The organism is Janibacter sp. HTCC2649, assembly GCF_000152705.1.
In the GTDB taxonomy this organism is placed as follows: Bacteria; Actinomycetota; Actinomycetes; order Actinomycetales; family Dermatophilaceae; genus Knoellia.
Window position 1 is genome coordinate 1058871 of record NZ_CH672413.1, and the last position, 21966, is coordinate 1080836.

The window sequence follows — 21966 nt, forward strand, 5'->3', positions numbered from 1 at the left end:
GTGGTCGGGGCCCTTTCGCTTGCGCGATTTCGGAGTATGCCGCTCAGACGCCGCAGGCGGGCGCGTTCACTGGCGCTGTGGCCGGCTTGCCGATCGAGGGCATGCCGAGGCTGACACCGGGCTTGCCCGGGACGGGTGCGTCCTGCAGCGACGCCCAGGCATCACCACCAGCGGTGCGTCTCACGGCATACGTTCCGCCGTGCAGTGCTCCATCGGCGACGAGGTGGTGCGGCGCGCCGTAGGTGACGTCGCAGCTGACCATGTCGCCGGGGCGCGGAACCTCACCGCCGCTCGGGATCGAGAAGTGGACGAGCCGGTTGTCGCGGGCACGCCCACTCATCCGGGAGGTCGCATTGTCCTTGCGGCCCTCGATGGGTGCGACGAGCACCTCGACGGTGTGACCTTCGAGCGCACGGTTCTCGGCCCATGAGATCTCGTCCTGAAGCTTGACGAGGCGCAGGAACCGTTCCTGGACAACGTCTTTGGGGATCTGGTCCGCCATCGTGGCCGCCGGGGTGCCGGGGCGGATGGAGTACTGGAAGGTGAAGGCGCTCGAGAAGCGCGACTGCTCGACGACCCGCAACGTCTCCGCAAAGTCCTCCTCGGTCTCACCCGGAAAGCCCACGATGATGTCGGTCGTGATGGCCGCGTTGGGGATCTGCTCCCGGACGCGGTCGATGATGCCGAGGAACTTCTCGCTCCGGTAGGAACGGCGCATGTCCTTGAGCACCTTGTCGGAGCCGGACTGCAACGGCATGTGCAGGGTCGGCATGACGTTGGGCGTCTCCGCCATCGCGGCGATGACGTCATCGGTGAACGCTGCGGGGTGCGGGCTCGTGAAGCGGACTCGCTCCAGGCCCTCGATCGCGCCGCAGGCGCGCAGGAGCTTGCCGAAGGCGAAACGGTCACCGAACTCGACGCCATAGGTGTTGACGTTCTGTCCGAGCAGGGTCACCTCGACGACGCCCTGGTCGACGAGAGCCTGGATCTCAGCGAGGATCTCGCCGGGTCGGCGGTCGGCCTCCTTGCCACGCAGGCTCGGCACGATGCAGAACGTGCAGGTGTTGTTGCAGCCGACCGAGATCGAGACCCACGCGGCATACGCGGAGTCACGTCGAGTCGGCAGAGTCGACGGGAAGCGCTCGAGGGACTCGAGGATCTCGACCTCAGCGCGTTTGTTGTGGCGCGCCCGGTCCAGGAGTGCCGGAAGGCTGCCGATGTTGTGGGTGCCGAAGACGACGTCGACCCATGGGGCGCGCTGGACAATCGTCTCGCGGTCCTTCTGAGCCATGCAGCCACCGACCGCGATCTGCATGTCCGGATTGTGCCGCTTGGCCTCGCGAAGCTGGCCCAGGTTGCCGTAGAGCTTGTTGTCGGCGTTCTCGCGCACGGCACAGGTGTTGAACACGACGACGTCGGCTGCTTCCGGCTGCTGGTCCCCAGCCATGCTGGCGACGTCGACATAGCCCGCCGTCTCGAGCAGGCCGGCAAGGCGCTCGGAGTCGTGGACGTTCATCTGGCAGCCGTGCGTGCGCACGTCGTAGGTCTTCAGCTCACTCATCGCCCACCAAGCCTACGTCCCGGCCCCACCGCACCGGTCACGGCCGAGGCAGGACACCACTGCTTCGGCGTTACTTGACACGACAACCAATTGGGTGCACACTGATGTTGAAAGTTCAACCACACAACGACGAAGGAACTCATCATGGGACTGTTCAACCGCTCGACCACCACCACCTCCGCTGCCGCCCCCGAGCAGTCCACGAGCTTCGTGTCCGACATCGCCGGCGACTACGCGATCGACCCCAGCCACTCGCGCCTCGGCTTCTCGGCCCGCCACGCGATGGTGACCAAGGTTCGCGGCAGCTTCGACGAGTTCGAGGGCAGCGCCCACATCGACACCGCCACCCCGGGCAACTCCAAGGTCGACGTCACCATCCAGGCCGCCTCCGTCACGACGGGCAACGAGCAGCGCGACGGTCACCTCAAGACCCCCGACTTCTTCGACATCGCCAACTACCCCACGATCACCTTCACGTCGACCGACGTCGCTCGCGACGGCTCCGACTGGGCCATCACCGGCGACCTGACGATCAACGGTGTCACCAAGCCCGTCACCATCGACTTCGATGAGACCGGTTCGGCCAAGGACCCCTACGGCAACACCCGCATCGGCTTCGAGGGCAGCACGACCATCAACCGCACCGAGTGGAACCTCAACTTCAACGCCGCGCTCGAGACCGGCGGCGTGCTCGTGAGCGAGAAGGTCGCGCTCGAGTTCGACATCTCGGCGATTGCCCAGGTCGCCGCACAGGCCTGATCCCATCCGCGACGCGCAAGGGCGAGGACCACATGGTCCTCGCCCTTGCGCGACCCCGCCCGTGGTCGAGGGGGACTCACACGTCCACGCCCCAGAGGGCGGCCACGTGCCGGACGTCCGTACCGCAGCATCCACCGACGATGTCGAGCCGGGGCAGCCGAGCAGCCAGCCTCTCGTGCTCGGTCACGAGGTCGACGATGTCGCCCTCGTCCAACTCAGCAGCGTCGTCGAGCTCGGCGTGCGACTGTCGGGAGGCGTTGACCCGTAGCCCGGTGACGTGGTCGGTCCAGGCCGCCTCGGGCGTCAGCGCCGCGGCAATGTGGCTCGGGTGGGCGCAGTTGACGAGCAGGTCGTCCGGCGCGGCCTGGAGCCGGAGTGACTCGATGGCCTCCCCGAGTGGCGTTCCGTCGGGCAGGCGACCGTCGGTCTCCACGGTGAAGGAGACTGCGACCGCGACCCCCTGGGCCCGGGCTGCCTGCACGACGCCCACGGCCTCGGCCACCGTCGTCAGCGTGTAGGCCGTGACGCGCGCAACGCCGCTCTGCGCGAAGGCCGCGATCTGTGCCCAGTGGTAGTCACCGAACTCGTCGGCACTCGTGGGGTCGCCAGCGATGTAGCCGTCACCACGGGGACCCAGGACTCCGCACACCCGGACGTCGGGGCCGCGGCCGCTGCCGTCGAAGCCCGCGGCTCCGCCCGGCGAGACACCGTCGGAGATCAGGTTCTCGGCGAGACCGGCCAGGAAGAGCACGCTCTCCAGGTTGATCCGCCGGACGTCGCTGCGCACACCTCCGAGCGCCACGACCCAGTCGGCGCTGGCTCGCCAGGTCGGCGTCTCGAGCAGGAGACCCGCACCTGCCCGGCTGGCCACCTGCGCAAATCCCGCGTAGTACTGCGAGAGCAGGGCGCGACCCTCAGCCGTCTCCAGCAGGGGGTACGCCGCGAACCCTGGCAGGTCCACGCCGTGATGAAAGATGAGATCGGTCTCGAGGCCGCCATCGGTCACCCAGCGAGGGCGCGTGGTTCGTCGACCAGGCAGCGCCTGCGCCTCGTCCGCGTCAGTCAACACCGAACCGCCCTTTCTGCGCACCGGACCTCTACGGTCGCGCACCGGACCGGTCACCACCAGAGCCCGGCAGGATCAGTCGCGCTGGTGCTCCGGGGTGGCGGCGAGGGCCTCACGGATCACCCGCATGGACACCTCCGACGGGTATCCCTTGCGCGCGAGCATCCCCGCAAGCCGACGCTTCTGCACGACGACGTCGAGCCCGTGAAGGCGCCGGAGCCGCTTCTCGACGAGCTCGCGGGCCCGATCCTCCTCGGCGGCCGGATCGACCTCGTCGAGCACGGTCTCGGCGACCTCGTCGGAGACACCCTTCTGCCGCAGGTTCTGGGCGAGAGCCCGGCGGGCCAGGCCGCGCCCGGCCTGCTGGGACCTCACGAGCATCCCGGCGTACGCCTCGTCGTCGACCAGGCCCACCGCTTCCATGCGGTCCAGGACCACCGCAGCGACCTGCGGATCACACTCCCGCTTGGCCAGGGCCTGCTCCAGCTGGGCGCGCGACTTCGGGGAGTTGGTCAGCTGCCGGAGCACGATCTGCCGAGCGAAGTCGTGGGCATCGGGTTCGACGCCTTCGACGGCGGCATCAGGTGGCGGTGGTGGTGGCGCGAACCCACGCGCAGACGCGGGAGGACGCACCTCCACCCACGAGGGCGGAGGTGCGTCCGAGTCAGTGAATCCCACTGTGGCTCAACCGTTTCGAGGCGATCAGATCCGTTGGTCGACTCAGAAGTCGACCGGGACCTCGGGGACCACTTCGAGTGGCTTGTCGACCTGCGGGCCGATGCCGAGCTTCTGCTTGATCTTCTTCTCGAGCTCGTCCGAGAGGTCGGGGTTGTCCTTGAGGAAGGCGCGGGCGTTCTCCTTGCCCTGACCGAGCTGGTCACCTTCGTAGGTGTACCAAGCGCCGGCCTTGCGGACGAAGCCGTGCTCGACGCCCATGTCGATGAGGCCACCTTCACGGGAGATGCCCTGCCCGTAGAGGATGTCGAACTCGGCCTGCTTGAACGGCGGGGCCACCTTGTTCTTGACGACCTTGACGCGGGTGCGGTTGCCGACCGGATCGGTGCCGTCCTTGAGGGTCTCGATGCGACGCACGTCGAGGCGGACGGAGGCGTAGAACTTCAGCGCCTTTCCACCGGTCGTCGTCTCGGGCGAGCCGAACATGACGCCGATCTTCTCGCGGAGCTGGTTGATGAAGATCGCGGTCGTGTTGGTGTTGCTCAGGGCGCCGGTGATCTTGCGGAGGGCCTGGCTCATGAGGCGGGCCTGAAGGCCGACGTGGCTGTCGCCCATCTCGCCCTCGATCTCGGCGCGCGGGACGAGAGCGGCGACGGAGTCGATGACGATGATGTCGAGCGCACCGGAGCGGATGAGCATGTCGGCGATCTCGAGGGCCTGCTCCCCCGTGTCGGGCTGCGACACGAGCAGGTTGTCGGTGTCGACGCCGAGCTTCTTGGCGTACTCGGGGTCGAGGGCGTGCTCGGCGTCGATGAACGCCGCGATGCCACCCGCGCGCTGCGCACTGGCCACCGCGTGCAGGGCGACCGTGGTCTTGCCCGAGCTCTCGGGGCCATAGATCTCGACGACACGGCCGCGGGGCAGCCCGCCGATGCCGAGCGCGACATCGAGCGCGATCGAGCCGGTGGGGATGACCTCGATGGGGGCACGGACGTCGTCACCGAGACGCATGATGGCGCCCTTGCCGTGCGACTTCTCGATCTGGCCGAGGACCAATCCGAGGGACTTGTCGCGGTCGTTCGCGTTCCTGACGGCTGCTGTTGCTGCCATGTCGGCACCTGCTCTTCCTGTGTCGTTCGATGTGCGCGTCCGCCGGCGACCCATGCTCGCGGTCGGTCTCGTCGCGATCTCGGGTCAGACGCTAGGTCGTCGTACCGACAGCCGTCTGCAGCTGCCGTGGAGGCTGTGGACGAAGTCATCGGATCTGGCGACCTGTGGACAACAGTAGACGAACACGTGTTCGACGCAGCGAAGTGCGCGAGCGACACGCCGAAACTTCAGGTTCCGCTCACCTCGCGCCGCATCGGGACGTGCGGGATGCCGTCCTCGTCCGCGTACTCCGCGCCGGTCGCGACGAACCCGAACGCGGCATACCAGTCCCTCAGGTGTGCCTGCGCGTCGAGGACGATTGCTCGGTCCGAGCACAGCGCGAGCACACCCCGCACCATCGCGGCCGCCAGGCCGCTCCCCCGATGCCCACTCGCGGTGGCGACCCGGCCCACTCTCCACACCTCATCGTCATCGAGCACGCGCAAGGTCGCGACCGGCATACCCAGCTCGTCGGCACACCAGAAGTGCCACGTCCCCGGCTCCACATCGCGGCCGTCCAGGTCGAGGTAGGCCGCCTCCTGCTCGACGACGAACACCTCCGATCGCAGCGCCCAGAGCCGATAGGCGACGACTGGGTCGAGTTCGGTGAAGCGTTGGTGACGAAGGTCCGGCGATGACTGGTCCACGGCGCCACCCTAGGCAACTGGCAGACTCCTGCGCCGTGACGATCATTGCGGCAGCAGACGGCTCGGCCCTCGGCAATCCCGGACCTGCAGGTTGGGGCTGGTACGTCGATGAGGACCACTGGGCCTGCGGGGGCTGGCCGCACGGAACCAACAACATGGGCGAACTCACCGCCGTCCTCGACCTGCTCGAGCAGACCGCCGACGTGGACGACGAGCTCGTCATCTACTGCGACAGCAAGTACACCATCAACTCGATCACCCAGTGGATGCCGGGGTGGAAGCGCAAGGGCTGGAAGAAGGGTGACGGCAAGCCCGTCATGAACGTCGAGATCATGCAGGCCCTCGACCGCGCGATGGCAGGACGCAAGAACGTCCGCTTCGAGTGGATCAAGGGTCACTCCGGACACGCGCTCAACGAGGAGGCGGACCGGCTCGCCAACGGTGCCGCAACGGCATACCAAAAGGGTTCTGTCCCCGACGCCGGTCCGGGCTGGGCTGGCCGAGGCACGGCCTCGCCCGAGCGCTCCTCCCCCGCAGCCGCCCCCTCACCAGCGGCGCCGGCTCCCGAGCCCGACCTCTTCTCCGAGCTGACCGACGCACCGGTGCTCACGGACGAGGAGCAGGTCATCGCCCTCGAACGGCAGCTCCTCGAGGACGACACCCGCTCCGACAGTGCTGCGGTCGCCGCGCTGCTGCACCCGCAGTGGTCCGAGATCGGCCGCTCGGGTCGCCTCTGGACGCGGGACGAGATGCTCGACGAGATCGGCCCCCTGGGCGAGGCCGTGAGTCTCGACGTCCTTGCCTGTATGCCGGCCGGTCCCGACACGATGCTGCTCACCTGGCGCGCGGCGCGCGACACGGAGACCACCCTGCGTTCATCGCTCTGGGTCCGCTCGGCCGGTCACTGGCAGCAGCTGTTCCACCAGGGCACGCCTGAGGCCTGAACCTCAGAGTCGGGCCGACAGCTGCTCGAGGATCTCGCTAGCCGGGCCCTGTCGGGTGGTGCGGTGCCCTGTGCCCGCCCACAGGTGGACGAGGTCGGGCTGACCCGTTGCCTTGCCGTGGGCGCGCAACGGGGCCGTGAGGTGGTGAACCTGCGGGTAGGCCGCGGGTGCGACCTCGGTGAACACCTCGGTCCACGACGTGACCAGGGCCCGGGCGCTACGGCCGGTGAAGGCGCGCGTGACGACGGTGTCAGCGCGATGGGTCAGCTCGTGACGGTGGACCTCAGCCGTCCCTGCCTCGTCAGCCCGCAGGAAGGCCGTGCCGCACGCCACCGCGTGCGCCCCGGCGGCCAGGAGCCCGGCGAGATGGGTCGGGTCAGCGACCCCGCCGGTGGCGACCACGGGCAGGGACGTCACCGCGCGAATGCTCTGCAGCAACAACCGGGTCGGCGCCTGGTGGTGCCCTGAGTCGACCGGACCTCCGCGGTGCCCGCCGGCTTCCCAGCCCTGGGCGACGAGTCCGTCGACGCCGAGCTCGTCGGCCCAAGCCGTCTCGCTCGCATCGTTGACGGTGACCCACACCTCGATCCCGGCCGCGCGCAGACGGTCCACCACGTCGGCGGGTGGCCACGCGAACGCGAAGGACACTGCGGCGGGGCGTTCGGCGAGCAGGACCTCGATCTTGGCGTCGAAGGAGTCATCGTCATGGACCGGGTCGCCCAGCGGGACGCCGGCCTTGTCAGCGAGGGGCTGGAGTCGCGTGGCGAACTCCAGCACCCGTGCGGCGCTCCCCGGCTCGTAGGGGTTCGGTGCAAAGAGGTTGACACCGAACGCTGCGCCACCGACGGCCGAGCGCAGCAACACGATGTCGTCGCGCAACCGATCAGGGGTGAGGTAGGCACCGGCGAGAAAGGCGAAACCACCGGCGACAGTGACGGCTGTTGCCAGATCGACAGTGCTCGGCCCTCCCGCCATCGGCGCGAGGACGACCCGTCGGTCCAGGACCGTCACCGGTCAGCCACGCCTCGGGGCGTCGACCCGTCCGAGTCGGCGTTCCGCCGGAACGTCCATGTCGTCACAGAGGGCGAGCCAGACCAGACGTGGGTGCATGCCTTCGTCGAGGGCTTGCATGACGCTGCGTCCGCCGAGGACTCCGAGCACGTGGTCACGCGCCAGGGTGGGTGCGTAGGTCTCACCGAACTCGTCGTTCATCAGCGTCCAGAAGTGGCTGATCCGCATGGTCGCGAGTGTGTCACACGGCCTTTCCCGTGCCGTCTCGGCGGTTGGCCGTTGCCAGACGACCAACAACGCGTGAAGACTCATCCTGCGATTGCAGACATTCCTTTGTAAGGTCAACGACATGCCCGAGCCTTTCGAACCCGACCCCCGTCGGGACGTCGTCCTTGATGCGACGACCCTCAAGGCGCTGACGCACCCACTCCGACCCCGGATCCTGAGTGCGTTGCGCCTCCACGGGCCGGCCACGGCGTCGCGTCTCGCCGCCCACCTGGGTGTCAACACCGGTGCCACGAGCTATCACGTCAGGCAGCTCGCCGAGGCGGGTTTCGTCGTCGAGGCCACCGAGCTGGGCAACGCCCGCGATCGCTGGTGGAAGGCCGCTCACGCGCGCACCTACTTCGATACGCACGACGCCGACCAGGCGACCTCCGCGGCCTACCTGTCTGCCGTGGCGGCGGGCTACGCCGAGAACGCGCAGCGCGCCATCGCCGAGATCGCGACCCTGCCTCCCGAGTGGGAGGACGCCGGGACGTTCAGCAACTACACCCTTCGACTCACGCCCGAGGAGACGTCTGCCCTCATGCGCGACGTCATCGGCGTGATCCGCGGCTACCGGCCGCACCAGGGCACGGAAGACGCTCCCGAGACGGCTCGCCCCGTCTCGGTGAACCTCGAGGTCTTCCGCGCCCCCGGGATGTCTTCGGAGTGAGCGCGCACGCGCGCCCGAGTCGGCGCAGCCTCTACGGAATGCTGTTCGCGTCGAGCGTGTCCATCGCGGGCACGCGCGTCTCGACGATCGCCCTTCCGTGGCTCGTCTACTCCGAGACCGAGTCGGCCAGCCTCACCGGGGTCGTGCTCGCAGCAGAGATGGCGCCCTATGTCATCTCCAAGGCCCTCGGTGGCCCGCTGGTCGATCGCCGCGGCCCGCGCGCGATCAGTGTGGCCGGGGACCTTCTGAGCGGGGCCTTCCTCGCGCTCATTCCGATCCTGTATGCCGCCGGTCAGCTCGCGCTTCCCGATCGGATTCCGTTGCTCTTGGCCCTCGTGGCCCTCGCCGGTGTCTTTCGCGGGCCCGGCGACGGGGCACGCAACGCCATGATCCCTGCCGTCGCCGACGCCTCGGGTGTTCCACTCGAACGCATCACCGGGCTCGACAGCACCATCGACCGAGCCAGTGGGCTGTTGGGGGCGGGCATCGGTGGTCTGCTCGTGGGTGCCTTCGGCGCGGCCCAGACCGTTGCGGTCACGGCCGGTGCTTCCTTCGTCAGCGCTCTCGTCGTCGCGCTCGTCATTCCCCGGTTCGCGCACGCCGACTCGGACGACGAAGGGTCCTATCTCGCGCGGCTGAGGACCGGGGCGTCCTTCTTGCGGCAGGACCGGTTGCTCCGCTCCATCCTGGCCATGATCACCGTGACCAACCTGCTCGAAGCGGCATACATCTCGGTCATGCTCCCGGTGTGGGTGCACGACAACGGCCACGGTCCGCAGCTCATCGGTCTCCTGGGGATCCTCTTTGGGGGCGCTGCCGTCGGCTCGAGCCTCATCGCCACCACCATGGCCGGACGGTTCAGTCGACGGACGGCCTATCTTCTGGGGTTCTCGCTCGCCGGGGCGCCGCGCTACCTCGCCCTCGCCTTCGGTGCTCCCCTGTGGCTGATCATCGGGTCCAACGTCGTGGCCGGGTTCGGCATCGGCTTCATCAATCCGACGATCAACGCGATCTTCTTCGAGCGGGTCCCTCGACCCATCATCGGCCGCGTGGGCTCCCTCGCGGATGCCCTCGCATGGGCTGGTCTTCCCGTGGGAGGTGCGGTGGGGGGTGCCGCTGTCGCCGCGATCGGGATCGCGCCAGCCCTGGGCTTCGCCGGCGTCGCCTACCTCGTCTCGACGACGGTCCCGGGTATGCGCCCCGAGTGGCGGGACCTGGACCGCGGGTTCCGACACGCCGACACCTGACCGGCACACCGGACCGGCTGACGCCAGCACCGCCGACGCGACCGCCTCCTTCGAGAGCGGATCCCGCAGTGACGAGTGCCGATCCGCACCAGTCAGGTGCCACTGAAGCTCCTATGTCTGTCAAGCGGTGTTGAGCCACTCGCGGTAGCGGTTAACGACTTCTGGAGTGATGTGCAGCCCTCGCTCGGTTCGGCTGATGGTTATCGTTGCTAGGCCAAGTGCGTGGGCTGCTGCTGCGAGGGTGATGTTCTTGGCCTGCCTGGTGGGGCGCAGGTCGTGGACGCCGAGGTCCTCGTGTGGCCGCGTGAGTTGCTTAAACATTTCCCGGGCGATGGCGCGTTTGAGGAGCCGCAGGATCTCTGGCGTGGACCGGCCGCGGTCACGCTGTCGCTGTACGAAGGCCTTGGTGGGCGGGTGGTTCCTGAGCCGTGCCATCGCGATGGTGTGCAATGCGTTGTTTGCGCGTCGGTCACCCCCGCGTGACAACCGGTGGCGTGTGGTCTTGCCTGACGAGGCCGGGACGGGCGCGGTGCCACAGAGCGCGGCGAACGAAGCCTCACTGCGCAGCCTGTCGGGGTTGCCGCCGGCGGTGATGAGCAGTTGTGCCGCGGTGGTGTTCCCAACGCCGTGGAGGTGCAGTAGATGGGGCGCGGCCCTTTCGATCATTGTGGTCAGTTCGGTGTCGAGTTCGCTGATCTCTCGGGTCAGGCTCTGGTGGCGGCGCGCGAGGGACTTCAATGCGGTCAGGACCAGACGTTCTTCGAGATCTGGGTGCACGCTGGGGCGGCAGGCTGCGAGCGTCTGGATCAGGCGTGCCGCGGTGAGGTTGCGATATTTTTCCCGCAGGTCGGCCGGGGACGTCACCAGTTGGTGGCGAATCTGGACCTGTGCTGCTGCTCTGGCTTTGACAGCTGAGCGCCGAGCATTGTGTAGAGCGCGAAGCGCGGTGATGTCCGCTGACTTCGCTGCCGCGGTTGCCCTACCGCTCAACATGGCCTGGGCCGCCTGGTAGGCATCCAACGGATCCGACTTGCCCTCGCGCCGGCGTACCGCCCGCTCAGGCCGCACCACCTCGAAGACCGCGATGCCCGCCTCACCGGCCGCTCGAGTGATACCCACTCCATACGAACTGGTGCCCTCAATCCCGATCCCCACCACCTCACCTCGACCGGTCAAGAACGCCAGGGCCTGCCGATACCCCGAAGGCGTCGTGGGGAACTCCTGGTCACCCAACTGCCTCCCCCACGAGTCAACAGCCGCGACGTGGATGGTGTCGGCGTGGGTGTCAACGCCTCCCACAAGCGTTCCGGGCTCGAGATTTGTCACTGTCATGATGGAAAGTGCCTTCCGTGTCGATTCGGTTGGTCGACGCCGGTCGGGCGAGCAGACAGGACACTGATGAGGCTTCGCCAGGCTCTTATGAGGTCATGTCCGCCCGGCCGGCGCGCGGGACCCCGAGAGTCAGGCGGTCCAGTTGATGGTCAAGCCAGCAGGCCGACAGTCAGTGCCAGAGTCATGACCCTCGGGGCAACAAACATCATCAGTGTCGGTACCGGGTGAGAGGCTGGCCCCCTCATGACGGCTGACGTTCTCGAGCGGTTCTCCCCGGCCACAGCGGCATGGTTCCGGGACTCCTTCAGCGCGCCCACGCAGGCGCAGGCCGGCGCCTGGGAGGCCATCAGCTCCGGGCACCACGCGCTCGTCGTCGCGCCGACCGGCTCCGGCAAAACCCTGTCCGCCTTCCTCTGGGCCCTCGACCGCCTCGGCACCGAGCCCCTCCCCGAAGAGAAGCTCCGACGTTGTCGCGTCCTCTACATCTCCCCGATGAAGGCGCTCGCCGTCGACGTCGAGCGCAACCTGCGCAGCCCGCTCGTGGGCATCGGGCACGCCGCCACGCGACTCGGTGTGCCGCAGCCCGACATCACCGTCTCCGTCCGCAGCGGCGACACCCCGGCCAGCGAGCGCCGCACCTTCGCCCGGGCGCCGAGCGACATCCTCATCACGACGCCCGAGTCCCTCTTCCTCCTGCTCACCTCCCAAGCGCGTGAGGCGCTGCGCGGAGTCGAGACCGTCATCCTCGACGAGGTCCATGCGGTCGCCGGCACCAAACGCGGCGCCCACCTCGCCCTCTCACTCGAGCGCCTCGACGCGCTGCTCGACCGGCCTGCCCAACGCATCGGGTTGTCGGCCACCGTCGAGCCGGTCGACGAGGTCGCGCGCTACCTCGCCGGCGGTCGTCCGGTCGACATCGTCCGCCCGCCGTCAACGAAGGAGTGGGAGCTCGACGTCGTCGTGCCCATCCCCGACATGTCCTCCCTCGGCGAGGTCGTCGAGGACGACCTCAGCGGGCCGGCTTCTGGCGCCGAGCGGCGAGCCTCGATCTGGCCGCATGTCGAGGAGCGCATCGTCGATCTTGTTGCGGCACACCGCTCCACACTCGTCTTCGCCAATTCGCGACGCCTGGCCGAGCGCCTCACCGCGCGCCTCAACGAGATCTGGGAGGAGCGTCTCGAGGCTGCTGCTGCGGACCCCTCGGGAGATGAGGGTGAGCCGGCCATGCAGGTGGGCGGGCGGCATACCGGATCGTCCCGCACTCCCGCACAGGTCATGGCGCAGTCGGGAGCATCACACGGCGCCGCACCCATCCTTGCCCGCGCACACCACGGCTCGGTGAGCAAGGAGCATCGCCAGCTCATCGAGGAGGACCTCAAGGCCGGCCGGCTGCCCGCCGTGGTCGCCACCTCGAGCCTCGAGCTCGGCATCGACATGGGCGCCATCGACCTCGTGATCCAGGTCGAGTCGCCGCCCTCGGTCGCCAGCGGGCTCCAGCGGGTCGGGCGCGCCGGTCACCAGGTCGGTGCCGTGTCGCGCGGGATCCTCTTCCCCAAGTTCCGGGGCGACCTCGTGCAGACCGCCGTGGTCGTCGAGCGCATGCGCGCCGGCGCCATCGAGTCGCTGCGTGTGCCGGCCAACCCGGTCGACGTCCTCGCCCAGCAGATCGTGGCGATGACCGCGCTCGATGACTGGGCCGTCGACGAGCTCGAGCAGGTCGTGCGCCGAGCCGCTCCCTTCGCGGGACTCCCCCGCTCGATCCTCGAGTCAGTGCTCGACATGCTGTCGGGTCGCTATCCCAGTGACGAGTTCGCCGAGCTCCGCCCACGCATCGTCTGGGACCGCGTGGCCGGAGTTCTCTCGGGGCGCCCGGGTGCCCAGCGCCTCGCCGTCACCTCGGGCGGCACGATCCCGGACCGCGGTCTGTATGCCGTGTTCCTCGCCACCGGTGAAGGCACCGGTCGGCGGGTCGGTGAGCTTGACGAGGAGATGGTCTACGAGTCGCGCATCGGCGACGTCTTCACTCTCGGCACCTCCACCTGGCGCATCGAGGACATCACCCACGACCGAGTGCTCGTGACGCCCGCGCCGGGACAGCCGGGCCGACTGCCGTTCTGGAAGGGCGACCAGCTGGGGCGTCCGGCAGAGCTGGGCAAGGCTGTCGGCGCTTTCGTGCGCGAGGTCGCCGGTTCGACCCCCGAGGCAGCTCGTGCGCGTGTCTCGGCGGCCGGGCTCGACGCCTGGGCCACCGACAACCTCGTCGCCTATCTCGACGAGCAGCGCGCTGCCACCGGCCATGTCCCCGACGACCGCACCATCGTCGTGGAGCGGTTCCGCGACGAGATCGGTGACTGGCGCGTCGCCGTGCACAGCCCGTTCGGCGGGCAGGTCCATGCCCCGTGGGCGCTGTGCGTGTCCGCGCGGATGCGGGAGCGCTTCGGCGTCGACGTGCAGGCCATGCACGGAGACGACGGCATCGTCTTCCGCCTGCCCGACCTCGAGTTCGACGGCGACGGGTCCTCCGGGCGCGGTGCGGCCGCCGAGCTGCTCGAGCTCGTCCGGCTCGACCCCGACGACGTCCACGACCTCGTCACGGGTGAGATCGGCGGATCCGCCCTGTTTGCAGCGCGGTTCCGCGAGTGCGCGTCGCGAGCCCTGTTGCTTCCACGTCGACGCCCCGACCGCCGCCAGCCCCTGTGGCAGCAACGGCAGCGGGCGGCGCAGCTGCTCGAGGTCGCCAGCCAGTACGCCTCGTTCCCGATCGTCCTCGAGACCGTGCGCGAGTGCGTCCAGGACGTGTTCGACGTGCCGGGGCTGACGACCCTCATGGCGTCGATCGCCTCGCGTGAGGTGACGGTCGTCGACGTCGAGTCGGCCCAACCCTCACCCTTCGCCCGGTCCCTGATGTTCGGCTACATCGCCCAGTTCCTTTACGAGGGCGACTCCCCACTGGCTGAGAAGCGTGCCGCCGCACTGTCCCTCGACCCGACCCTGCTTGCGGAGCTGCTCGGTCGCGGCGAGGGCCTGTCCCTGAGGGACCTCCTCGACCCGGAGGCGATCGCTCGCACCGAGGCCGAGCTGCAACGGCTCGCCGAGGACCGCCGATGCCGCCATGCCGAGGACGTCGCCGACCTCCTCCGCACCCTGGGGCCGTTGTCCTTGGCTGAGATCGAGCGGCGTACCCGCGATGACGTGGCGACCCGCGACATCGGTGGGTGGCTCGTCGATCTCGAGGGCGGACGCCGGGTCATCCGGGTCCGCGTTGCGGGCGAGGAACGCTGGGCGGCGATCGAGGACGCGTCCCGGCTGCGCGACGCCCTCGGAGTCTCCCTCCCGGTCGGCGTGCCACAGGCGTTCCTCGAGCCCGTGCCCGATCCGCTGGGTGACCTCGTCGCGCGCTACGCCCGCACCCACGGTCCCTTCCCCGCTCAGGCGGTGGCCCAGTGGTGGGGCGTCGGCCCGGCCGTCGCGCTCGACGCCCTGCGCCGTCTCGTCGCGGCCGGTCGCGTCGTCGAGGGCGAGCTGCTGCCGACCGAGAGCGGCGGCGGACAGCACGGTCTGGACCACTGCGACGCCGAGGTCCTGAGGACGCTTCGACGCCGTTCGCTCGCCGCTCTGCGCGCCGAGGTGGAGCCGGTGGCAGCCGTCGAGCTCGCCCGCTTCCTCCCCCAATGGCAGTCCGTGGGTGGCGGTCTGCGGGGGCGAGAAGGCCTCATCCGGGCTGTCGAGCAGCTTGCCGGAGCCGTGCTCCCGGCAAGCGCCCTCGAGTCGCTCGTCCTGCCTGCACGTGTCGTCGGCTACTCCCCTGCGTTGCTCGACGAGCTCATGAGCGTCGGCGAGGTCGTCTGGCGCGGCCACGGCTCCCTGCCCGGAGACGACGGCTGGGTCTCGCTCCACCTCGCCGAGAACGCCGACGTCACGATGACGGCCCCGGACGACGTGGAGCTCGGCGACCGGGCGCAGGCCATGCACGACGTGCTCGCTGGTGGCGGCGCCTACTTCTTCCGCGCTCTCGCGGACCTCGCGGAGGGCACCGACAACGACGTGGTCGAGGACCTCTGGTCACTCGTCTGGTCAGGCCACGTCTCGGGCGACACCTTCGCCCCGGTGCGGGCCCTGCTCGCCGGAGGGCGCACCGCCCACAAGCGGTCCGCTGTCGGCCCACGCACCACCCGGTATGCCGGCCGCTCCGGTTCGCTGGGCACCCTCGGTGGTCGTCGGGGCGCCTCCCGCCCCCTCTCGGTCGCACGCTCCGCACCGGCGATCGTGTCGGGGCGCTGGGCCCTGCTGCCTGAGGTGGAGACCGACTCGACGGTGCGCACGCTGGCCACGGCCGAGGTCCTGCAGGACCGCTACGGCGTCCTGACCCGGGGCAGTGTCGTCGCCGAGGACGTTCCGGGGGGCTTCGCGGCCGTCTACCGCATCCTGGCTGCGGCCGAGGACTCGGGGCGCGTTCGTCGTGGCTACTTCGTCGAGTCGCTCGGCGCGGCGCAGTTCGCGACCACCGGGGCGATTGACCGGCTGCGGGCGCACGCCAGGCAACTCGGGGCAACGGCCGACACGGAGGCGCAGCGAGCCCTCGTGCTCGCCGCCACCGACCCTGCCAACGCCTATGGCGCGGCCCTGCCGTGGCCAGACCGTCCCGTTGTCGAAGGCGCCGAGGTGGCACCACCGACAGGTCGGCGAGGGCACCAACCCGGTCGCAAGGCCGGGGCCCTCGTCATCCTCGTCGACGGCGACCTCATCCTCTACGTCGAGCGCGGCGGCAAGACGCTGCTGTCGTGGACCGACGACACCGTGAGCCTTCAGGCGGCTGCGGACGCCCTGGCCCTGGCCGTGCGTGAAGGCGCCCTGGGCAAGCTCACCGTCGAGAAGGCCGACGGTGGCGCGCTCCTCGGCTCGGGCCATCCCCTCGTCGACGCCCTGGCGCAGGCCGGCTTCCATGCGACGCCCCGCGGCCTCCGCCTCCGGCGCTGACCGCGGTGAGGGAAGCGCGCAGCATGAGGAGACACCTTGCCTGAGGGTGACACGGTGTGGCGCACCGCTGACCGGCTGCACCGTGCCCTCAGCGGCACACCGATCACGCTCAGCGACTTCAGGTTTCCCGAGATCGCGACGGCCGACCTTCGTGGAGCAGTGACCACCGAGGTCGTGAGTCACGGCAAGCACCTGCTGCACCGAGTCGACTCCGGACTGACCGTCCACTCCCATCTCAAGATGGAAGGACAGTGGCGGGTCGAGCGCCCGGCGGACACCGCGCGATGGCTGCGCCGTGCTGACCTGCGTGCTGCGGTGGGCACGGACACCTGGTCGGCGATCGGCCTGCGGCTCGGGATGCTGGAGATCGTGCCGACCTCTCGCGAGGGCGACATCGTCGGGCATCTCGGCCCCGACGTTCTTGGGCCTGACTGGGACCCCGAGCAGGCGGTCGCCCAGGTGTTGGCTTCGACCACGGTCATCGGTGCCGCCCTGCTCGACCAGCGCGTGCTTGCCGGGGTCGGGACGTTGTGGGCGTCGGAGTCCCTCTTCATCGAGCGGATCGGACCGTGGTCTGCCGCCGCCCAGGTCGCGCCCGAGCGCGTGGAGGCCCTCGTTGCCCGGATCCACCGCCTCATGGACACCTCGCGGCACCATGCTGTGCAGTCGAGCACCGGCGTGCGGCGCCGCGGTGAGGAGCACTACGTGCACGCGCGGTCCGGACGACCGTGTCGCCGCTGCGGCAACACCATCCGGGTGTCGATGATCGGGCCACCCGGCCGCGAGCGCACGATGTTCTACTGCCCCACCTGCCAAGGAGGCATGGCTCCCGGCGACGACGGGCGGGCGCAGCGCCCTCTGGGCTCGTCGGGAGGCCGCAGCACGCCCTACCGGCGAGCCTGAACGACCTTGGCGAGGATCTCCTCGACCACCTCGGACTTGGCGTTCGCGTAGTCCTGGACGTAGCGCCAGCGGCGACTCGCCAGCTCACGCTTGACGGCGGCATACCGCTCACGGTCCTCGCGGTGGGTCCGCAGCCAGTCGCGCAGGCCGAGCATGCGTGCGATCTCCTGCGCACCCAGGTCCGGCGAGAGGACATGGAGGTTGATGTCGTGCGGTGAACCGCGATCGATCCGCTGGTAGAGCACGCGGTGCTCCAACCAGTCCGGCTCTCGGATCTGCAACCAGTAGCCGAGCCCTGTCAGCGCCGGAACGTAGGCCGCCTCATCGGTCGGGTCACCCACCTGCAGCAGGATGTCGATGATCGGCTTGGCCGGAAGGTCCGGCACCGAGGTCGACCCGACGTGGTCGACCGCGCAGGCGTTGTCGCCCAGGGCGGATCGGATGGCCGCCGCGTGCGAGGCAAACAGGGACTGCCACAACGGGTCCGGCTCGTGCAACACGACCGGGACGGAGAACGGTGGTGGACGGTCGCCGACGAACGGGTCCAGCGGGACGCGCTCCGAAGGTTCGGGGTCCGGCACGGAGAACGCGGTCAGGCCGCGGAGGCCGAGACCACGCCGACACGCTCACCGACCGGCAGGGAGACCGGGGCACTCATCGACTCAACGCGGGCAACGCGGCGACTGACGTCCTCGAGGACCAGCGACATCGGGATGTCGAGTGCGTCGCAGATGGCACCGAGGAGCTCCGAGGAGGCCTCCTTGACGCCACGCTCGACCTCGCTGAGATAGCCGAGGGAGACGGCGCCGGCCGCGGCCACGTCGCGCAGGGTGCGGCCCTGTTCCTGGCGCCGCTCGCGAAGAACCTCACCGAGCTCGTGTCGGAGCAGGATCATGATCGGGCCTCCCTTCGGCGCTTCGTCCCAGCTGATGGTGTCCACGCTACCTCGCGAAGGTCACATCACGTCGAAGTGTTCTGCAGGAGGGCCTATTCCCGCTGGTGGTTCGGCGTGGCGTTCAGCCATCGCCCGGCGTGTCGGCGGCGGACGATTCGCCGAGCAGCTCGAGCAGAAGATCGAGGACGGCGCCGACGCTCGCAGCACGGATCTCGTCACGCGACCCGGCCAGCGTGAGTGCCCGCGTCGTGGGGCTGGATGGCCACGGTCCGGCGGCCGCGACGAAAACGGTGCCGGCCGGCACACCCTCCGACGGACCGGGACCGGCGACGCCTGTCGTTGCCAGTCCGACGTCGGCGCCCACGAGTCGGCACACGCCCTCGGCCATCTCGGCAGCAACGGTGGCATCGACCGCCCCCACCTCGGCGAGGCGATCGGGGTCGACACCGAGCAGGTCGGCCTTGACGTCGATCGTGTAGGACACGACTCCCCCACGCACCGTCTCGGACGAACCCGGCACCGACGTGAGGGTCGCGCAGACGAGGCCACCGGTGAGGGACTCCGCCGTGGCGACGGTCCACCCTCGCTCGATGAGCGCGGCGACAACCCTTGCAGACGGAGGACTCACGAGGTCACGGCTTGTGCCGCTGCTCCCGGGTCGCGGCGCGCGCCGCGCGCTTGGCGAGCGCCCGAGGGCTCGTCTGGCGCAGCCGCAGGGCATCGATCGCGTAGTCGACACCCGTGACGATGGTGAGGACGAGCGCGGCGACAAGAGTCACCCAGGCGATCCCGTCGAGGACCTCGCTGAAGGGCAAGGAGAAGCGCGGGATGACGAAGAAGCCCAGGGCGAGGGCCTGGAGCAGGGTCTTGAGCTTGCCGCCACGACCGGCCGCCATGATGCCGTGTCGGATGACCCAGAAGCGCATTGCCGTGATGCCCCACTCGCGCACGAGGATGACGACGGTGATCCACCAGGGAATGTCGCCGATCATCGACAGTCCGACGAGGGCCATCGTCACGAGCGTCTTGTCGGCGATCGGGTCGGCGACCTTGCCGAAGTCGGTGATGAGGCCACGACTGCGGGCGATGTCGCCATCGATCCGGTCGGTGAGCATCGCCACGAAGAAGACGGCGAAGGCCCACCAGCGGGTCGAGGCGCCATGACCGTCGCCCCACAACAGCAACCAGCCGAAGACAGGGACGAGGAACAGGCGCAGGACAGTCAGCCCGTTCGCGATGTTCCAGGCACTCGGCGCGATCCGGGCGACCGGTGACGGCCGCTCAGTCATGCGCGGTCCGCGACGAGGTCAATGCCTTCGGTGCCGACCACCGTGGCGAGGACGGTTTCTCCGATGCTTGCCTGGGCGCCCACGACGCGCGTGGTGCCGTCGACGTCGGGACCCTGGTGTTCGGCCCGACCGATCACGTCGCCGGTCTCGTCGTCGACCTCTTCGATGAGGACGCGGACGCTCTCGCCGATGCGGTCCTCGGCGCGCTGGGTGGTGAGTTCCTCGATCAGGTCGGTGATGCGCGCGACGCGGTCGGCGATGTCCTGGGCGTCGACCTTGTTGGGCAGGAGCTCGCCCTCGGTGCCGTCCTCGTCGGAGTAGCCGAACACGCCCACGACGTCGAGCCGCGCCGCGGTCAGGAACTGCGCCAGCTCGTCGACCTCGGCCTCGGTCTCACCGGGGAAACCAACGATGACGTTGCTGCGGATGCCAGCGAGGGGCGAACGACGACGGACATCGTCGATGAGCCCGAGGAACGGCTCAGTGCCACCGAAGCGGCGCATCCGGCGCAGGAGCGGCGCGGACGCGTGCTGGAAGGACAGATCGAACCACGGCATGACCTCGGGAATGGCGACCATGGCGTCGAGCAGGCCGGGGCGCACCTCGGCCGGCTGGAGATAGGAGACCCGGACTCGCTCGATGCCGTCGATGTCGGCGAGCTCGGGCAGGAGCGCGTCCATGAGGGCGAGGTCGCCGAGGTCCTTGCCGTAGGACGTGGAGTTCTCGCTGACGAGGAAGAGCTCACGAACGCCCTGGGTCGCGAGCCAGCGCGCCTCCTCGATGACATCGGTGGGGCGACGCGACACGAACGAACCACGGAACATCGGGATGGCGCAGAACGCGCAACGACGGTCGCAGCCACTCGCGATCTTGAGCGGCGCCCAGGGGCCACTGTCGAGGCGGGCACGCGGTGCCGAGTGCCCCGGAAGCGCGACGTCGGCCGATGCCTCCTGGCGGGTCACCGGCGAGAGCGGCAGCAGCTTGCGGCGGTCGCTGGGCACGTGACTCTTGACCGTCCCGCCATCGAGAATCGTGCGCAGATGGGTCGACATGTCGGCATAGGAGTCGAATCCGAGAACCGCATCCGCCTCGGGCAGCTCATCGGCGAGCGTCTGGCCGTAGCGTTCCGCGAGGCAGCCGACAGCCACGACCTTCTGGGTGCGCCCGGTCTCCTTGAGGGCCGAGGCCTCGATGAGGCTGTCGATCGAGTCCTTCTTGGCCTGCTCGACGAATCCGCAGGTGTTCACCACGGCCACATCCGCTTCGGACGCGTCGTCGACGAGGGTCCATCCCCCGGCCTTCAATCGGCCGGCGAGCTCCTCGGAGTCGACGTCATTGCGGGTGCAACCCAGGGTGACTACGGCCACCGAACGCGTGGTCGTGTCGGGTACAGGCATGCACCCACTCTAGTTCGGTCCACGGGGGTCCCACGCACACGCGCGGGCGCGGTGGAGCAACGCTTTCCACCAACCCCTGTCCAGTGCGTTCCCGATTGTGGATACTCAACGCGACTCATCATCACTTTCCGCTCACTTCAAGGGGTCCTCACCATGTCCACGAAGGTCAACGCTGCCCTCGACCGCCGCACCGTGATCCGGTTCGGGGCCGTCGGCGCTGCCGCGACTGCGGCGACCGCAGCCACTGTCGCCACCGCCTCCGACGCCGAGGCCGCTGCTGGCCAGGCCGTCATCCAGGGCGCCGTCAACACTGTCGGCACGGCGGGCACCACGATCTCCAGCAGCGGAAGCGCGATCACGCTCACGGTCAAGAACACGGGCGCTGGTGCGGCCGCGTTCTTCTTCGGGCAGAACAACAACGGCTTCGCAGGTGGCACCGGCGCCGCCAACAAGTACGGCCTCTCGGCTGCCAACACCGGTGTTGTCGGAACGGGCGCAGCCATGGCGGCCAGCGGTGGCAAGAACACCGGGGTCCTCGCCAACACCAACAACTCCGACAAGTTCGCCGTCGAGGCCATCAACCTCGGGACCACCGGCACGTTCGACGCCAGCGGCGGCGGGCTCTACGTCGAGAGCGAGACCAACTCCCCGGCCCTCGTCGCGGTCGCCCCTCCCGGCATCCCGGCAGTCGTCAGCGTCAGCGACGTCCTGATCTTCGACGGCCACCAGATCGCCGTCACGCAGGGCGACGCCGTCCTCTTCGCCGAGATGGCGAGCCGCGCCGAGGTGAGCTACACCGAGACGGTCACGCTCAACGGGTTCGGCGCCGCTGCGGTGACCTGGCCTGCGACCTACATCGCGTCGGGTGACCTCGACCTCGCGGGCGCCAAGGCCGTCGTGAGCCCCAACTCAGGGCCGATGCCGGGCCTGTGGATCACCACCGATGCCAACGGTGGCATCTCGATCTCGGGCGGCACCGCATCGGGCAAGGTGACCTTCCGCGTCACCGCGAGCCGCAAGGACGTGTGGAGCTGGGTCGAGCCCGGCTCTCGCAAGGCCGCCACCTCCTCGCTGACCTCGGCCAAGAGGGCCGTTGCTGCGGCCAGGGCCCGCACCGCCGCCCGCGACTGATCTGCGGCGGGGCGCCGCCAGATATCACCGAAACCCCGCAAGCCGC

At 69.3% G+C, this 21966-nt stretch carries 19 protein-coding genes and 1 pseudogene; 7 read left to right on the top strand and 13 right to left on the bottom strand.

The window, feature by feature from the left end:
- Window positions 1–43 precede the first annotated feature (43 nt).
- Window positions 44–1561: a tRNA (N6-isopentenyl adenosine(37)-C2)-methylthiotransferase MiaB gene (miaB, locus tag JNB_RS05090; protein WP_009775346.1), complete on the bottom strand. Its 1518-nt coding sequence runs from the start codon at window positions 1559–1561 to the stop codon at window positions 44–46.
- A 144-nt stretch (window positions 1562–1705) separates the two neighbouring features.
- Between miaB and JNB_RS05095 the strand changes: the two genes are divergently transcribed.
- Window positions 1706–2320 carry a YceI family protein gene (locus tag JNB_RS05095; protein WP_009775347.1) on the top strand — a complete coding sequence of 205 codons (615 nt, stop codon included), beginning with the start codon at window positions 1706–1708 and terminating at the stop codon, window positions 2318–2320.
- Between the two features lie 76 nt (window positions 2321–2396).
- Here the strand turns inward: JNB_RS05095 and JNB_RS05100 are convergent, their stop codons facing one another.
- The 4 genes and pseudogenes from JNB_RS05100 to JNB_RS05115 form a co-directional block, all read right to left on the bottom strand.
- Window positions 2397–3389 (bottom strand): homocysteine S-methyltransferase family protein, encoded by a 993-nt coding sequence (locus JNB_RS05100; RefSeq protein WP_237700616.1) that lies wholly within the window; start codon window positions 3387–3389, stop codon window positions 2397–2399.
- Window positions 3390–3461: 72 nt separating this feature from the next.
- Complete coding sequence (locus JNB_RS05105; protein WP_148232318.1) at window positions 3462–3914, bottom strand: regulatory protein RecX; 453 nt, start codon at window positions 3912–3914, stop codon at window positions 3462–3464.
- A 249-nt stretch (window positions 3915–4163) separates the two neighbouring features.
- Window positions 4164–5171, bottom strand: a pseudogene (gene recA / locus JNB_RS05110) (recombinase RecA); the annotation flags it as partial.
- A gap of 227 nt (window positions 5172–5398) precedes the next feature.
- Window positions 5399–5857: a GNAT family N-acetyltransferase gene (locus JNB_RS05115; RefSeq protein ID WP_009775351.1), complete on the bottom strand. Its 459-nt coding sequence runs from the start codon at window positions 5855–5857 to the stop codon at window positions 5399–5401.
- Between the two features lie 35 nt (window positions 5858–5892).
- Between JNB_RS05115 and JNB_RS05120 the strand changes: the two genes are divergently transcribed.
- Complete coding sequence (locus tag JNB_RS05120; protein WP_009775352.1) at window positions 5893–6801, top strand: RNase H family protein; 909 nt, start codon at window positions 5893–5895, stop codon at window positions 6799–6801.
- A gap of 3 nt (window positions 6802–6804) precedes the next feature.
- Here JNB_RS05120 and JNB_RS05125 read toward each other — a convergent pair whose 3' ends face one another.
- Together JNB_RS05125 and JNB_RS05130 are read right to left on the bottom strand one after the other, a co-directional pair.
- A complete protein-coding gene (locus tag JNB_RS05125) occupies window positions 6805–7812 on the bottom strand; it encodes a nitronate monooxygenase (protein ID WP_009775353.1) in 1008 nt (335 codons plus the stop codon).
- Window positions 7813–7815: 3 nt separating this feature from the next.
- Complete coding sequence (locus JNB_RS05130; protein ID WP_009775354.1) at window positions 7816–8040, bottom strand: DUF3046 domain-containing protein; 225 nt, start codon at window positions 8038–8040, stop codon at window positions 7816–7818.
- A 121-nt stretch (window positions 8041–8161) separates the two neighbouring features.
- Here JNB_RS05130 and JNB_RS05135 point away from each other — a divergent pair, with 121 nt between their 5' ends.
- Together JNB_RS05135 and JNB_RS05140 are read left to right on the top strand one after the other, a co-directional pair.
- On the top strand, window positions 8162–8749 hold the full coding sequence (locus tag JNB_RS05135; protein WP_009775355.1) for a helix-turn-helix domain-containing protein: 588 nt from the start codon (window positions 8162–8164) through the stop codon (window positions 8747–8749).
- Entirely contained in the window at window positions 8746–9996 is a 1251-nt protein-coding gene (locus JNB_RS05140; RefSeq protein ID WP_050766578.1) for an MFS transporter, read from the top strand. Before JNB_RS05135 ends, JNB_RS05140 begins: the two co-directional genes overlap by 4 nt.
- Window positions 9997–10116: 120 nt before the next feature.
- Here JNB_RS05140 and JNB_RS05145 read toward each other — a convergent pair whose 3' ends face one another.
- Complete coding sequence (locus tag JNB_RS05145; protein WP_040883616.1) at window positions 10117–11328, bottom strand: IS110 family transposase; 1212 nt, start codon at window positions 11326–11328, stop codon at window positions 10117–10119.
- Between the two features lie 243 nt (window positions 11329–11571).
- Here JNB_RS05145 and JNB_RS05150 point away from each other — a divergent pair, with 243 nt between their 5' ends.
- Window positions 11572–16305 carry an ATP-dependent helicase gene (locus JNB_RS05150; protein WP_009775358.1) on the top strand — a complete coding sequence of 1578 codons (4734 nt, stop codon included), beginning with the start codon at window positions 11572–11574 and terminating at the stop codon, window positions 16303–16305.
- 36 nt (window positions 16306–16341) lie between these two features.
- Window positions 16342–17208 (top strand): Fpg/Nei family DNA glycosylase, encoded by an 867-nt coding sequence (locus JNB_RS05155; protein WP_040883617.1) that lies wholly within the window; start codon window positions 16342–16344, stop codon window positions 17206–17208.
- On the opposite strand, the gene JNB_RS05160 is transcribed toward JNB_RS05155, so the two are convergent.
- From JNB_RS05160 to rimO, 5 genes are all read right to left on the bottom strand, one after another.
- Complete coding sequence (locus tag JNB_RS05160; RefSeq protein ID WP_009775360.1) at window positions 17193–17789, bottom strand: GrpB family protein; 597 nt, start codon at window positions 17787–17789, stop codon at window positions 17193–17195. The two genes, JNB_RS05155 and JNB_RS05160, sit on opposite strands and share 16 nt — an antisense overlap.
- A gap of 11 nt (window positions 17790–17800) precedes the next feature.
- Window positions 17801–18103 (bottom strand): helix-turn-helix domain-containing protein, encoded by a 303-nt coding sequence (locus JNB_RS05165; RefSeq protein WP_040884239.1) that lies wholly within the window; start codon window positions 18101–18103, stop codon window positions 17801–17803.
- Between the two features lie 121 nt (window positions 18104–18224).
- Window positions 18225–18731 (bottom strand): CinA family protein, encoded by a 507-nt coding sequence (locus tag JNB_RS05170; RefSeq protein ID WP_009775362.1) that lies wholly within the window; start codon window positions 18729–18731, stop codon window positions 18225–18227.
- Between the two features lie 4 nt (window positions 18732–18735).
- Entirely contained in the window at window positions 18736–19392 is a 657-nt protein-coding gene (pgsA, locus tag JNB_RS05175) for a CDP-diacylglycerol--glycerol-3-phosphate 3-phosphatidyltransferase (protein ID WP_009775363.1), read from the bottom strand.
- A complete protein-coding gene (rimO, locus tag JNB_RS05180) occupies window positions 19389–20789 on the bottom strand; it encodes a 30S ribosomal protein S12 methylthiotransferase RimO (RefSeq protein ID WP_009775364.1) in 1401 nt (466 codons plus the stop codon). Before rimO ends, pgsA begins: the two co-directional genes overlap by 4 nt.
- 153 nt (window positions 20790–20942) lie before the next feature.
- On the opposite strand from rimO, the gene JNB_RS05185 reads away from it, so the two are divergent.
- Window positions 20943–21920 carry a hypothetical protein gene (locus tag JNB_RS05185; protein WP_009775365.1) on the top strand — a complete coding sequence of 326 codons (978 nt, stop codon included), beginning with the start codon at window positions 20943–20945 and terminating at the stop codon, window positions 21918–21920.
- The last annotated feature ends 46 nt before the right edge of the window (window positions 21921–21966 follow it).

Bases quoted from the DNA above. Each gene is read 5' to 3' on its own strand.
- miaB (WP_009775346.1), bottom strand. From the start codon at position 1,561: ATGAGTGAGCTGAAGACCTACGACGTGCGCACGCACGGCTGCCAGATG.
- JNB_RS05095 (WP_009775347.1), top strand. From the start codon at position 1,706: ATGGGACTGTTCAACCGCTCGACCACCACCACCTCCGCTGCCGCCCCC.
- JNB_RS05130 (WP_009775354.1), bottom strand. From the start codon at position 8,040: ATGCGGATCAGCCACTTCTGGACGCTGATGAACGACGAGTTCGGTGAG.
- JNB_RS05135 (WP_009775355.1), top strand. From the start codon at position 8,162: ATGCCCGAGCCTTTCGAACCCGACCCCCGTCGGGACGTCGTCCTTGAT.
- JNB_RS05145 (WP_040883616.1), bottom strand. From the start codon at position 11,328: ATGACAGTGACAAATCTCGAGCCCGGAACGCTTGTGGGAGGCGTTGAC.
- JNB_RS05150 (WP_009775358.1), top strand. From the start codon at position 11,572: ATGACGGCTGACGTTCTCGAGCGGTTCTCCCCGGCCACAGCGGCATGG.
- JNB_RS05165 (WP_040884239.1), bottom strand. From the start codon at position 18,103: ATGATCCTGCTCCGACACGAGCTCGGTGAGGTTCTTCGCGAGCGGCGC.
- pgsA (WP_009775363.1), bottom strand. From the start codon at position 19,392: ATGACTGAGCGGCCGTCACCGGTCGCCCGGATCGCGCCGAGTGCCTGG.
- rimO (WP_009775364.1), bottom strand. From the start codon at position 20,789: ATGCCTGTACCCGACACGACCACGCGTTCGGTGGCCGTAGTCACCCTG.
- JNB_RS05185 (WP_009775365.1), top strand. From the start codon at position 20,943: ATGTCCACGAAGGTCAACGCTGCCCTCGACCGCCGCACCGTGATCCGG.